The following is a 12437-nucleotide window of genomic DNA, read 5'->3' on the forward strand; positions in this document are numbered from 1 at the left end:
TCTGTGTCATCTTATGAGGGCGGTTGCGGATTTGAGGTTATATAAATACCGCTACAAACATTTCCTATAATAAGGAAACAAGAGAACAGAATGCCAAGCAGTTGTCCTTGTTCGCTAAGTAGGCAAAGCGCCTTAGTCAGGGCACTATTGCGCCAAGGCAAGGGCACCTTTGTGCCCGGGTAAGAGCACAATTGTGCCCCCAAAAAGCACAAGGGTGCACAAGTCAGACACCACCCGTAAACCCGAAACACAGATTTCTATCTATCAGAGATACGAGTTGTAAACAAGTCATTTGTACTTAGGGAATAAGCTATATAGATTTCTGTAAGATGGTAGTTATCAATCCCTTCTCTGCCCTGGTATATTTTTCTCCCTGCCCACGCAAGAATTTTTCCGTGGGCAGGGAAAAATAAAAGTGGGTACAGAGACAAAAAACGCTCCCACTTCCTCACCTATTCAAGAAGAGGAAATGGGAGCACAAAATATCATGGTTAATTGTCTTTTTCTTTATAAATAACATTGTTAGCTCCACTCGTAATCTTAAGAGCTTCAGGATGTTCTTGGATAAACGTATTGATGTGGCGCACACGCTTTTCTTCCAAGATTTCATCTCCTTTGAAATACAAATGAGCCTTAATAGTATCAATATCCTGACGAATCAGCAAGATTTCTAAAGAACCTTTTTTCTTCACAATTCTATCACCAATATGATACTTTTGATCTAAATCCCAAGAAGAAGAAAACTTACAGAAATTCGTTTCATTAAATTTATTCTTTCCCATAAAATTAAAGCCACGGTATTCTTCACACGTTTCTATACGAAAATCACACTCCTTGGGAAGTTCTGTCTCTATAAGTTGCTTTTTTTTATTCGCATCTGTATCAGACAAATGGAACTCAAAAAAGAACCAAGCCATTCCAAGCAGAAAAACTGAAACAACTTTAAATATATTTTTAAAATCATCCATAATTTAAAAATTAAATATATAAGGATTTTCTACAACGCTACCATGAAGTCCATACCCAAAGCCAAAAGCATGGAGGGTAGCTTATTCATTTAGATTTAACGACACGACACCATTTGATTTTACAACACGAAGGACACTATCTCCTGAGATTTTACAAATACTATCACCTACGGAATAAACACCTTTAAGATTCCAAACTTTTGGAATCTTAAAGGTTACTCGTTTTCCTTCTCGTGTCACGCCATAAAAATTGTAAAATGAATTTTCATTAGCATCCAAAATTTTAAAATCATAATGCATTGACACACAATATTCCTTTACATCATCATCCATAACATATTGTTTGTGTGAAAAACGGAACATCACATAACCAAGCAATACACAGCCGACAACGATGTTCAATCCATTCAATATTATTGATATTTTTTTTCTTAGCTGTTTCATAAATTACTCCAATCTAAAACCTTAACAATTATATTCCTTCACCATGTACTTTTAATGCCAATTTAATAACGGTGTCTGTTTTTATCAAATAAAGTTCTTTTTCACCTGCCAGTTTATGAATACTATCACCTTCTGTACATACGTTTTCAAGACTCCAATTACGAGGTAATTTGTACCTGACAACACGCCCTTCTTTTGTTCTACCCTCAAAATTATAATATCGGTCACTATAAAACGACATTACTTTAAAGTCATACTGCAAAGGTAAACAGTTATCTAACACATCTTTGTCAATATCTTCATTCCTAGAAGGCAAAATAAAGAAATAAAAATAGAAGAACAACAATCCGCCAACTAAACAACCTACAATTTTAATTATATTTTTTAAATCTTCCATAGCCAATGTTATTAATAATGTACAAGATATTGTGTTGTTGAGAAGTTACCATGGACACCGACACCAGGTCCAATACCTATACCATATGATTCGTATTGGGCACTTGTTGGAAGACCAAGCCAATCAACACCAACACCATAATCCAAAGAACCCACTCCCAAAGTCACGCCAGCATTATACCCTTGTCCTTCCAAAGCCGACAAAGACAAAGGCACACTACCTATTGTAGCAGCTGCCAGGACTCCTTCTGCTCCCAAATGGAGAGACTGAGCACCGGATCCCCAGGGGCTTTACCTCTCACGACATTCGAGATGTTCACGCCCACCCTAGGTGTAACAGGCCACTTGCTGAATTGTTGTGCCTTAGCACTTACACCCATTGCCATCAGCAAGGCAAAGAGCAATGTAAACTTCTTCATACATTCATTTTTAACAATGCTATCTAAAATCAAATACGCGATCACAAAAATCACTTTGTGTCACAGTCCTTTTGTCATAACGTTTCTCTGCACGAATTTTCTGCATCGGATAAGACTTAGCAACCTGCAACTTGATTACATAGATGTAACAAGTATCATAAAGGCAAAACATATCCGGATCCGCAAGCACACAAGAATCAGGCAAGGCAATTGAACCAATTGTCGCCTTATAAAACTCCATTTTAGCCTTTGCATCAATAGGTAATTCAATGCTCTGCAATTGCTCATTCCAATATTTCCAGTCTCTCAATGTATCTACCCCAGAGAAATCTATCATCAATGTATCATTGGTACAATTTTTAATTTGAAAGAAACTACGCCTATCCATAACACAAGCACTACAAGAACACAATAAGTTGAAACCTATTAACACTAAAACTTTTTTCATTACTTCTATTTGCATGATAAAAAATCTATAATTAAAAAGATGACAATAATTTCCTCATCAAAAATGATGCACTAACATTTTTTGATGGATAATAGAGGTGGTAATGACCAGGAAATTTTATTTCCATTCCAAACCATCTATCTCTGAAATATTGTTTAGAAAGATAATTCGCCCAAGTCTCTGTCCAAAACTCATCATGTGAAATACCATTGTACGCCCAAATACCATCACAATTCATCGAACTTTCTTTCGCAATCACATCGTAATAAAAACGCATCCCCACTTTTCGAGCTTGAAGGACATGACCAAATTCATGCTGCATCATCACAATCCCATCAATTCTGCTACTAGAAAACACTCCATTACCTGCAAATATGCCTATATCTGGCAGCGTAAAAGCAGAATAATTATCACTCACAATTGAGCCCAACATACTACTTTCAAAAACGCGCTGTCCTTGGAACATTCCTACATATTTTGCTTTTATTTTATTCGCATCTGTATCAGACAAATGGAACTCAAAAAAGAACCAAGCCATTCCAAGCAGAAGAACAGAAACAACTTTAATTATATTTTTTAAATCTTCCATTTTCAGATTACATAAGAACAAAAAAAACGCTCCCACTTCCTCACCTATTCAAGAAGAGGAAATGGGAGCACAAAATATCATGGTTAATTGTCTTTTTCTTTATAAATAACATTGTTAGCTCCACTCGTAATCTTAAGAGCTTCAGGATGTTCTTGGATAAACGTATTGATGTGTCGCACACGCTTTTCTTCCAAGATTTCATCAACGGCAATCAAGATGCCGGTCTCCTCCACATCACCAAAACCATAGTTGATGGCCGTGCCGAAGAGCTTCATCGTAGGACTCAGATTCATGTAGGCATTAACCAACGGTGGAATGTTGAAACCAAGTTTACGCACCTCGCTATTCAAAATACGATAGTCTGCCTTGAAATCAGACTCTGTAAAGATAGCAGCCAACTCAGACTCTGGAGTTTCCAGTCGAAGAGGTTTCATCGGAATAACCAGGTTTTCCTTATCATCAAAATGCTTCTTGAGGAAGTAGAGAATCATGTCGCGACCTCGACGGATGTAGGAAGGATACATCGTCATCTTGCCAAAGAAATACTTGAGTTCAGGATAAAGAACCGTCAAGGCTCCCAAACCATCCCATAGATTATCTAAAGCAAAGATACTTTTCGAATTCTTGCGCACATTCTGATATTCAAGAGAAACGAACGAGCGCCCCAACTCTACCGTATAAGGCATATATTCCTTTAAAAATTTATCAGAAAAGTGGAACATGTGACTTGTAGCCAATATAGGCTGTCCGTTCTCATCCAATTTCCAGTCCTTTCCCAACAAATAGCGATAACCACCGATAATCTCATCAGCCTCGGGATTCCAGACAATGAGTTGCTTATAGCAATTCTCTCCGAAATCAAACTCATCCAAGTCCATCGACTTTCCAGAACCACCACCAGCGGTACGGAAAGCAATCTCACGCAAGCGGCCGATTTCCTTCAGTACATTAGGAGAATCATTAGCCGTTACAATATAGATTTCGTTATGACTTTTATTAGTCATACGAAGTTGCTTGTCGGGAGTTAACTCACTCTTCAGCAAGGCTTTGTCTATTGGTTGTATAATCTCTTCTTCCATTTTCTTTTTATAGAAATCCTATAATTCGTAAACTTTATCTTCTACATACTGCGCCCACTCTGTAGCCGTTTTACTTTTATCAAAAGTTTGCCACGGAATCGGCTTTCCTATTGCTATTCTGAAATGCTTGCCCACATTCTTGTACATCTCATCTACCAGAAACATCATGGCGAGATTGAACGGCAGATGCTTGTCACTAAATCTGGCAATACGATAGAAACGTTCTGAGTTCTGACCGCCGAAATGAATCGGCACGACATCTCTCTGATATTCAACACTCTTAGAAATGAAAGTCTTTTTCCAAGGGATGTCATGAATCGTACCATCATCACGCTTGCGACTATTAAGTCCTGCAGGGAACATCAACATGTGATTTTTGCTCTGGAAACCAGCCTCTACCATACGAGGGAAGTCACGACTGTTACGTCCGGTTTTGTTGATACCGATGCTCACAGGTTTCAAACCAGGAAGATTGAGCAGGAGATCATTCACCAGATAACGGAAATTACCATCATAATGCTGTCCGATGATGGAACCCAAAGCCACTCCATCCTGACCACCCAAAGGGTGATTAGAAACAAAAGTATAGAGCTTGCCGTCATTCTTGTCAGGCAAGTTTTCTGCTCCTACAATTTCAATATCCATCTTCAGATATTTCACACACTCAGTCAGCCACTCCGTACCCGACAGATGGCGACTTTCCCATAAGAACTTATTAACCTCGTCTTCGTGAACGAGTTTCTTGAGCCAAGACACGACAAATCCAGGCACGAATTTAGCCTTTGCACCCATCTTGCCTTTCAGTATCCTATCTATGTCGATTGTCTTTTCTATTGCTTCACTCATTTCATTATTCAGCTAAACTAGCTGCAAAAATAACTCAACTTTTTTAAATACGTGCCATTTTTGCGAAAAAAAATCAAAAAACACATAAATTTAGTTGGAAAAAGGCAGTTTTCTCTTTATTTTTGCCCACTTTAATACATTTTTCCTCGCATCAAAGTACACTTACGAAACAAGCTCGTTTCCCCACACAATCAACTTTTTTATTAAGTTTTTAAAAATTTGTGGGGAAAAGTGGGGGAATATGGGGGAAAATGTGTACCTTTGAACCCGAATTCTTTTATATAAGATGTACGTATGCGTTTTTTAGGCAACATAGAGGCTAAAACTGACGCGAAGGGACGTGCCTTCCTGCCAGCTTCTTTCCGCAAGATTCTTCAAGTTTCTGGCGAGGAAAACCTTGTCCTCAGAAAAGACGTCTTTCAGCCCTGCCTGGTCGTTTATCCTGAATCCGTATGGAATGAACTGCTGGACCAGTTGAGAAAGAAACTCAACCGATGGAATGCCAAGGAACAGCAGATATACAGAACTTTCATAGCAGACGCCATTTTGCTGACGCTCGATGGCAACGGACGTTTTTTGATTCCGAAGAGACTGCTCAAACAGGCTGACATAGAACAGAGCATCCGCTTCGTCGGCATGGGAGATACCATAGAAATCTGGAAAAACGAGGAAGAAGGAGAAACCTTCATGGAACAGGAAGAGTTCAGTAAGGCATTACAGGAAGTAATGTCATTTAATAACGAAGATTAAGCTACAAGAGAGATGGTAAAGACAGCAGAAACATATCATGTGCCGGTACTTCTCAACGAGAGTATTGATGGGCTAAATATACGACCAGGTGGCATCTACGTGGATGTTACCTTTGGAGGTGGTGGACACTCTAAGGAAATCCTTGCCAGAATCAACGGCAACGGCCATCTCTACAGTTTCGACCAAGATGCCGATGCAGAAAGAAATGTTGTGCCCAATAAAGACTTCACCTTTGTATGTTCCAACTTCAGATATTTGAAAAACTGGATGAGATACTATGGTGTGGACGGAATCGATGGTCTGCTCGCAGACTTAGGTGTTTCCAGTCATCATTTTGATGACGAGACACGTGGCTTTTCTTTCAGATACGATTCCCCACTCGACATGAGAATGAACAAAAGAGCTGGGAAAACTGCTGCAGACATTGTGAATGACTATGAAGAAAGCAAGCTGGCAGATATTTTCTATCTCTATGGAGAACTAAAGAATTCCCGACGTATCGCCTCTGCTCTCGTCAAAGCCAGAACAGAAAAAAGGATAGAGACTACTACCGACTTCATCAAAGCAGTAGAGCCTCTTTTCAAGAGAGAACGGGAGAAGAAAGATATGGCTAAGCTCTTCCAGGCGCTCCGCATCGAAGTAAACCACGAAATGGATGCACTCAAGGAAATGCTGAAGTCTGCCACAGAAATATTGAAACCTGGTGGAAGACTTTCCGTCATCACTTACCACTCCCTGGAAGACAGAATCGTCAAGAACGTCATGAAATCAGGCAATTCCGAGGGAAAAATCACGCAAGACTTCTTCGGCAGAATAGAGACTCCGTTTAAACTTATCAACAATAAGGTAATCGTCCCTAACGCTGAAGAGCAGGAAAGAAACCCAAGAAGCAGAAGTGCCAAACTTAGAATCGCAGAAAAGAAATGATGGAAGACAATAAAGAAGACAAGTCCAAGCTGGAGGCCGAAGAAGACAAGTCCAAGCAGGAACTGAAGGAAGACAAGACTAAAGGCGAGCCGAGGGAAAACAACGATAAGCTTGAACTGAAACAAGTTATCGCAGAACAGGCGATAGAGGGTGAAGCTCCCCTATCTTCCAACTTCTCGCTACGTAAAATCCTTGGTGGTGACATCCTGACTGCACGCATCATACGCCGGCAGATATGGTTAGTCATCCTGGTCGTTTTTTTCGTCATCATTTACATATCCAACAGATATAGTATTCAAAAAGACTTGATAGAAATAGACCAATTGCAAAAAGAACTGCAGGATGCTAAATACAAAGCACTTTCCAGCAGTAGCCAGATAACAGAGAAGAGTCGTGAAAGCAACGTATTAGAAATGCTCAAAAACAATAAGGACAGCGTTCTGCACATTGCCACACAACCTCCATATATAATAAATGTACCCGAACAATGAGCAAGTTTGATGCAAAAAAAGTGATGCCCAGATATCGTGCCATTTCATTTGGCCTGATTTTCTTTGCCGTATTAGTAGTCGGCAAGTCACTATATATCATGACTGCCAAGCGCGACTACTGGATGAAGGTAGCCAGCAGACAGAAGAAAGACTCGGTGACCGTTAAGCCTAACCGAGGAAATATCCTGAGCTGTACAGGACAACTCCTTGCCAGTTCCTTGCCTGAGTTCAAGGTATTCATGGACTTTGTTGCCCTCAGCGAGGCAAAAGGAGACTCCTTATGGAACGTCAAGGAAGATTCCATCTGCGATGGACTTCATAAAATATTCCCAGACAAGAGTGCAGCAGAGTTTAAGGCTCACCTGGAAGAAGGAAAAGCCAAGAAGAAGAGGCATTGGGTGATCTACAACGAGCGTATCAACTACAATACCTTCACGGAAGTGAAAGATTTGCCTCTCTTCAGACTTGGAACCAACAAGAGTGGATTCCATTGGGAGGAATACAATGCCCGTAAACGTTCGTATGGTTCGCTGGCTGGCAGAACTATCGGAGCGATGTTCGGTGCTAAAGATACGGCGAGATTCGGACTAGAATTGTCGTACGACTCCATTCTTCGCGGTACCAATGGTATTGTGCACAGAAGAAAAGTTCGCAACAAGTTCCTTGACATTACCGATACTCCACCTATTGATGGTGCAGATATCGTAACCACAATTGATGTCGGCATGCAAGACCTTGCAGAACGTTCGGTCATTAACGAGTTGAAGGAAATCAACGGAAACGTAGGCGTAGCCATCGTGATGGATGTGAAGACTGGCGATATCAAAGCCATTGTAAACATGGAAAAATGCTTTGATGGCGAATACCGCGAAATCCACAACCATGCTGTCAGCGACTTGCTGGAACCGGGCTCGGTATTCAAGACCGCCTCGTTACTGGTGGCTCTCGACGACGGTGTGGTTGACACGACTTACTCTGTTGAGACCGGCGGAGGTGTATGGCCGATGTACGGACGAGACATGAAAGACCATAACTGGCGAAAGGGAGGATATGGAAGACTTACTTTTGCCCAGACATTATGGTACAGTTCAAACATCGGCGTGAGCAGAATCATCGATGATCATTATCGCAACAACCCAGAAAAGTTTGTAAAAGGCATACATCGTATAGGTCTGGCGGATGATTTAAAAATTCCACTTGTAGGTGCAACACCGGCAAGAATCCGAATGCCTCACAAAAACAGTCATGGACAGTACGACAACTGGAGCAAGACGGCATTGCCATGGATGAGTATCGGCTACGAGACGCAAGTTCCGCCTATCTCTACGCTCACGTTCTACAACGCAATCGCCAACAACGGCAAGATGATGAGACCCCGTTTTGTAACGAAGGTTGTCAAGGATGGAGAAACAATCATGGAATTTCCACCGGAAGTTCTCCATGAGCGTATAGCCAAGGAGCAAAGCATCAAGAAGATACAGACCATCCTTGAGCAGGTGGTCAGTATCGGATTGGGAAAGAAAGCAGGTTCACCCAACTTCCTCGTTGCAGGAAAGACCGGAACTGCCCAAATGTCTAAAGGTGCTGGCGGTTATAAATCAGGTGGTGTCAACTACCTCCTGAGTTTTGCCGGTTATTTCCCTGCAGACAACCCACGCTACAGTTGTATCGTCTGCATACAGAAATCAGGACTTCCTGCATCAGGTGGCGGAATGAGTGGTAAGGTCTTCCATGAAATCTCAGAAGGTATCATGGCTCAAAGTCTGAAACTGGATGTAAAAGATGCACAAGACTCTGCATCAGTCATCATACCAGATGTTAAGAACGGAAACATACTGGCTGCTGACTACGTTCTGACCCATCTCGGTATAAAGACTAATACCAACTGGAGCGGAAGTTACCTGACAGGAAATCCAATTTGGGGAAAAGCCGAAAAAGTTGGCAACCGTTATGTGAAACTTGAAAAGCAAAAGCAATACGGTAAGGGAACGGTTCCAGACATCATCGGTATGGGAGCCCGAGATGCAGTATTCATGATGGAAAGCAGAGGCATAAAAACCAGATTGTACGGAAGAGGAAAAGTTACCAAACAATCCCTCATGGCAGGCAAACCGGTTAAGCAAGGTGCCTTCTGTGTCATCACGCTTGAGTGATGAGCACAGATTACATCTTACTGCTACATTTTGCAGCAAAACGATAAAGTCAATATAATAAGGTATATGATATACCTATTTAATATATATAATAGTAACATATAAAAAAGAAACGATATATGAAGTTACAAGAATTGCTCAAAAACATCAAACCGATCCAAATAATCGGAGATGCAGAAATCGAAGTCACAGGAGTGAATATCGACTCTCGAAAGATTAAGGATGGTCATCTCTTTGTTGCAATGAAGGGAACACAAGTAGATGGACACAAATTTATCCCAAAGGCCATTGAGCTTGGGGCTAAATCCATATTATGTGAAGATTTACCTCAGGAACCTGTTGAAGGGGTTACCTATATTCAAGTAGCTTCTACAGAAGATGCAGTCGGAAAAGCTGCTACCATCTTCTATGGCGACCCATCCCGAAAATTGAAACTTGTAGGTGTCACCGGTACAAACGGAAAGACGACCATCGCCACCTTATTATATAATATGTTCAGAAAGTTCGGTCATAAATGCGGTCTTCTTTCTACAGTTTGTAACTATATTGAAGACGAGGCAATACCAGCAGACCACACCACACCTGACCCGATAGAACTGAATGAACTTCTTGGGAAAATGGTAGAGGCAGGATGCGAATATGCATTCATGGAATGTTCTTCTCATGCTATTGCACAAAAGCGTATCGGCGGTTTGAATTTCGCAGGCGGTATCTTTACCAACCTGACCCGTGACCATCTCGACTATCACAAGACATTCGAGAACTACCGCAATGCCAAGAAAGCATTCTTCGACGGTCTTCCAAAGACAGCTTTCGCCATTACGAATGCTGACGACAAGAACGGCATGATTATGGTACAGAACTGCAAGGCAACTATCAAAACCTACTCTACCAGAAGCATGGCAGACTTCAAGGCAAGAATTCTGGAATGCCATTTCGGAGGTATGTATCTTGAGGTAGATGGCAGAGAAGTTGGGGTGCAGTTTATTGGCAAATTCAACGTAAGCAACCTGCTTGCCGTATATGGCGCAGCCATTATGCTGGGAAAACAGCCAGAAGATATACTCGTAGTAATGAGCACTTTGCATAGTGTCAACGGTCGTTTGGAGCCAATCCAATCACCAGAAGGCTATACCGCAATCGTTGACTATGCACATACTCCAGACGCATTGGAGAATGTGCTCAATGCTATCCACGAGGTACTGGACGGCAAGGGAGGTGAAGTCATCACCGTATGCGGAGCTGGCGGTAACCGAGACAAGGGTAAGCGTCCTCTCATGGCACAGGAGGCAGTAAAGCAGAGCGACAAAGTGATCATCACCAGTGACAATCCACGTTTCGAGGAACCACAGGACATCATCAACGATATGCTTGCAGGTCTGAATGCGCAACAGATGAAGAAAGTCATTAGCATTGCAGATCGCAAGGAAGCGATTCGTACAGCTTGCATGATGGCCAAGAAGGGCGATGTAATCCTCGTTGCAGGAAAGGGTCACGAAGATTATCAGGAAATTAAGGGCGTAAAGCATCATTTCGATGATAAGGAAGTAATACGTGATATATTTGGAATCAGCCAAAAATAATCTGAGGAATCAAATAGAAAAGAAGAAACTTTAAAAGAAAAATAAGAAAATGTTATACTATCTCTTTAGATTTCTGGAGCAATGGGGTATCTCTGGCTCTCACATGTGGGGATACATTTCATTCCGCGCGCTGCTGGCTCTGATTGTATCATTGATCATCTCTGCCTGGTTTGGCGAAAAGTTCATCAAGTTCCTCAAGAGTAAGCAAATCACAGAAACACAGCGTGATGCGAGCATTGACCCATTCGGAGTCAAGAAAATCGGTGTTCCTTCCATGGGAGGTGTCATCATCATCATGGCCATTCTGATTCCTGTGATTCTGTTGGGCCGTCTGCGCAACATCTATCTCATCCTGATGATTATTACCACCGTCTGGTTGGGATTCCTTGGAGGCATGGATGATTTCATCAAGATTTTCAAGAAAGACAAGGAAGGATTAAAAGGAAGATATAAAATCGTAGGTCAGGTAGGTATTGGACTTATCGTTGGACTTGTGCTATGGGCTTCTCCGGATGTGAAGATGAACGAAAACTTAGCCATTGAGCGTCAGGGACAGGAAACCGTAGTCAAGCATCGTACGGAAGCTACAAAATCTCTGAAGACTACCATTCCTTTCATCAAGGGGCACAACCTGGACTATTCCAACATCACAAGTTTCTGTGGTAAATACAAGACTGCTGCCGGTTGGATACTGTTCGTCATCATGACTATTTTCGTGGTTACAGCCGTTTCAAATGGCGCCAACCTCAATGACGGAATGGATGGTATGTGTGCAGGAAATTCAGCAATTATAGGTGTGGCATTAGGCATTTTGGCATACGTTTCGTCACATATCCAATTTGCCGCCTACCTCAACATCATGTATATTCCGGGTTCAGAGGAACTGGTAGTTTTCTTCTGCGCATTCATTGGAGCGCTCATCGGTTTCCTATGGTACAACGCCTACCCTGCTCAAGTATTCATGGGCGATACCGGTTCGCTGACCATCGGTGGAATTATCGCTGTAGGTGCCATCATCATCCACAAGGAATTGATGTTACCTATCCTCTGCGGTATCTTCTTTGTAGAAAGTCTGAGTGTTATCGTTCAGGTATATTACTACAAGCTCGGAAAGCGAAAAGGAGTAAAACAACGCATCTTCAAGCGCACTCCTATACACGACAATTTCCGTACGCAGGAAAGCCAACTGGACCCAGAATGCAAGTATCTTCTCAAGAAGCCAAAGGGTGCATTCCATGAGTCTAAGATTACGATCCGCTTCTGGATTGTTACCATTATTCTGGCCGCATTGACCATCATAACTCTGAAGATTAGATAAACTGGCAGTAATTGTCAGACATATAA

The 12437-nt window shown here is 41.7% G+C and carries 14 protein-coding genes and 1 pseudogene; 6 read left to right on the plus strand and 9 right to left on the minus strand.

The window, feature by feature from the left end; genetic code table 11:
* Positions 1-491 precede the first annotated feature (491 nt).
* The 9 genes and pseudogenes from DW917_RS10290 to DW917_RS10325 all read right to left on the minus strand — a co-directional run.
* Positions 492-611: pseudogene (locus DW917_RS10290) on the minus strand (hemolysin); the annotation flags it as partial.
* A gap of 438 nt (positions 612-1049) precedes the next feature.
* Complete coding sequence (locus DW917_RS10295) at positions 1050-1412, minus strand: hypothetical protein (RefSeq protein ID WP_118118450.1); 363 nt, start codon at positions 1410-1412, stop codon at positions 1050-1052.
* Positions 1413-1440: 28 nt separating this feature from the next.
* A complete protein-coding gene (locus tag DW917_RS10300) occupies positions 1441-1809 on the minus strand; it encodes a hypothetical protein (protein WP_118118452.1) in 369 nt (122 codons plus the stop codon).
* Between the two features lie 11 nt (positions 1810-1820).
* Positions 1821-2066 (minus strand): hypothetical protein, encoded by a 246-nt coding sequence (locus DW917_RS17080; RefSeq protein WP_147344163.1) that lies wholly within the window; start codon positions 2064-2066, stop codon positions 1821-1823.
* Positions 2030-2227, minus strand: a complete 198-nt coding sequence (locus tag DW917_RS10305; protein ID WP_118118454.1) for a hypothetical protein — start codon at positions 2225-2227, stop codon at positions 2030-2032. The genes DW917_RS17080 and DW917_RS10305 overlap by 37 nt, the downstream gene beginning before the upstream one ends.
* A 19-nt stretch (positions 2228-2246) precedes the next feature.
* Complete coding sequence (locus tag DW917_RS10310; RefSeq protein WP_118118456.1) at positions 2247-2690, minus strand: hypothetical protein; 444 nt, start codon at positions 2688-2690, stop codon at positions 2247-2249.
* 16 nt (positions 2691-2706) lie between these two features.
* Positions 2707-3264: a hypothetical protein gene (locus DW917_RS10315; protein WP_118118458.1), complete on the minus strand. Its 558-nt coding sequence runs from the start codon at positions 3262-3264 to the stop codon at positions 2707-2709.
* 83 nt (positions 3265-3347) lie between these two features.
* Positions 3348-4343 carry a GNAT family N-acetyltransferase gene (locus tag DW917_RS10320; protein ID WP_118118460.1) on the minus strand — a complete coding sequence of 332 codons (996 nt, stop codon included), beginning with the start codon at positions 4341-4343 and terminating at the stop codon, positions 3348-3350.
* A gap of 18 nt (positions 4344-4361) precedes the next feature.
* On the minus strand, positions 4362-5189 hold the full coding sequence (locus DW917_RS10325; RefSeq protein ID WP_022110212.1) for an acyltransferase: 828 nt from the start codon (positions 5187-5189) through the stop codon (positions 4362-4364).
* Positions 5190-5483: 294 nt separating this feature from the next.
* Between DW917_RS10325 and mraZ the strand changes: the two genes are divergently transcribed.
* The 6 genes from mraZ (at position 5484) to mraY (ending at position 12411) form a co-directional block, all read left to right on the plus strand.
* On the plus strand, positions 5484-5939 hold the full coding sequence (gene mraZ / locus DW917_RS10330) for a division/cell wall cluster transcriptional repressor MraZ (protein WP_022110211.1): 456 nt from the start codon (positions 5484-5486) through the stop codon (positions 5937-5939).
* Positions 5940-5951: 12 nt separating this feature from the next.
* Positions 5952-6866 (plus strand): 16S rRNA (cytosine(1402)-N(4))-methyltransferase RsmH, encoded by a 915-nt coding sequence (gene rsmH / locus DW917_RS10335; protein ID WP_118118462.1) that lies wholly within the window; start codon positions 5952-5954, stop codon positions 6864-6866.
* On the plus strand, positions 6863-7357 hold the full coding sequence (locus DW917_RS10340) for an FtsL-like putative cell division protein (RefSeq protein WP_370453529.1): 495 nt from the start codon (positions 6863-6865) through the stop codon (positions 7355-7357). The genes rsmH and DW917_RS10340 overlap by 4 nt, the downstream gene beginning before the upstream one ends.
* Positions 7354-9510, plus strand: coding sequence for a penicillin-binding protein (locus DW917_RS10345; protein WP_118118464.1), 2157 nt, complete (start codon positions 7354-7356; stop codon positions 9508-9510). The genes DW917_RS10340 and DW917_RS10345 overlap by 4 nt, the downstream gene beginning before the upstream one ends.
* 119 nt (positions 9511-9629) lie before the next feature.
* The gene (locus tag DW917_RS10350) at positions 9630-11093 is read left to right on the plus strand and encodes a UDP-N-acetylmuramoyl-L-alanyl-D-glutamate--2,6-diaminopimelate ligase (RefSeq protein ID WP_118118466.1); all 1464 of its coding nucleotides are present in this window, start codon (positions 9630-9632) and stop codon (positions 11091-11093) included.
* 49 nt (positions 11094-11142) lie between these two features.
* Positions 11143-12411, plus strand: a complete 1269-nt coding sequence (gene mraY / locus DW917_RS10355; RefSeq protein ID WP_118118468.1) for a phospho-N-acetylmuramoyl-pentapeptide-transferase — start codon at positions 11143-11145, stop codon at positions 12409-12411.
* The last annotated feature ends 26 nt before the right edge of the window (positions 12412-12437 follow it).

It is taken from the genome of Prevotella sp. AM42-24 (genome assembly GCF_003461825.1).
In the GTDB taxonomy this organism is placed as follows: Bacteria; Bacteroidota; Bacteroidia; order Bacteroidales; family Bacteroidaceae; genus Prevotella; species Prevotella hominis.

What these genes read in the sequence shown, in the direction of transcription:
- DW917_RS10320 (WP_118118460.1), bottom strand. Translation starts at nt 4,343, where the DNA reads ATGGAAGAAGAGATTATACAACCAATAGACAAAGCCTTGCTGAAGAGT.
- mraY (WP_118118468.1), top strand. Translation starts at nt 11,143, where the DNA reads ATGTTATACTATCTCTTTAGATTTCTGGAGCAATGGGGTATCTCTGGC.
- DW917_RS10295 (WP_118118450.1), bottom strand. Translation starts at nt 1,412, where the DNA reads ATGAAACAGCTAAGAAAAAAAATATCAATAATATTGAATGGATTGAAC.
- DW917_RS10345 (WP_118118464.1), top strand. Translation starts at nt 7,354, where the DNA reads ATGAGCAAGTTTGATGCAAAAAAAGTGATGCCCAGATATCGTGCCATT.
- mraZ (WP_022110211.1), top strand. Translation starts at nt 5,484, where the DNA reads ATGCGTTTTTTAGGCAACATAGAGGCTAAAACTGACGCGAAGGGACGT.
- DW917_RS10305 (WP_118118454.1), bottom strand. Translation starts at nt 2,227, where the DNA reads ATGAAGAAGTTTACATTGCTCTTTGCCTTGCTGATGGCAATGGGTGTA.
- DW917_RS10310 (WP_118118456.1), bottom strand. Translation starts at nt 2,690, where the DNA reads ATGCAAATAGAAGTAATGAAAAAAGTTTTAGTGTTAATAGGTTTCAAC.
- DW917_RS10300 (WP_118118452.1), bottom strand. Translation starts at nt 1,809, where the DNA reads ATGGAAGATTTAAAAAATATAATTAAAATTGTAGGTTGTTTAGTTGGC.
- DW917_RS10350 (WP_118118466.1), top strand. Translation starts at nt 9,630, where the DNA reads ATGAAGTTACAAGAATTGCTCAAAAACATCAAACCGATCCAAATAATC.
- DW917_RS10325 (WP_022110212.1), bottom strand. Translation starts at nt 5,189, where the DNA reads ATGAGTGAAGCAATAGAAAAGACAATCGACATAGATAGGATACTGAAA.
- DW917_RS10315 (WP_118118458.1), bottom strand. Translation starts at nt 3,264, where the DNA reads ATGGAAGATTTAAAAAATATAATTAAAGTTGTTTCTGTTCTTCTGCTT.
- rsmH (WP_118118462.1), top strand. Translation starts at nt 5,952, where the DNA reads ATGGTAAAGACAGCAGAAACATATCATGTGCCGGTACTTCTCAACGAG.
- DW917_RS10340 (WP_370453529.1), top strand. Translation starts at nt 6,863, where the DNA reads ATGATGGAAGACAATAAAGAAGACAAGTCCAAGCTGGAGGCCGAAGAA.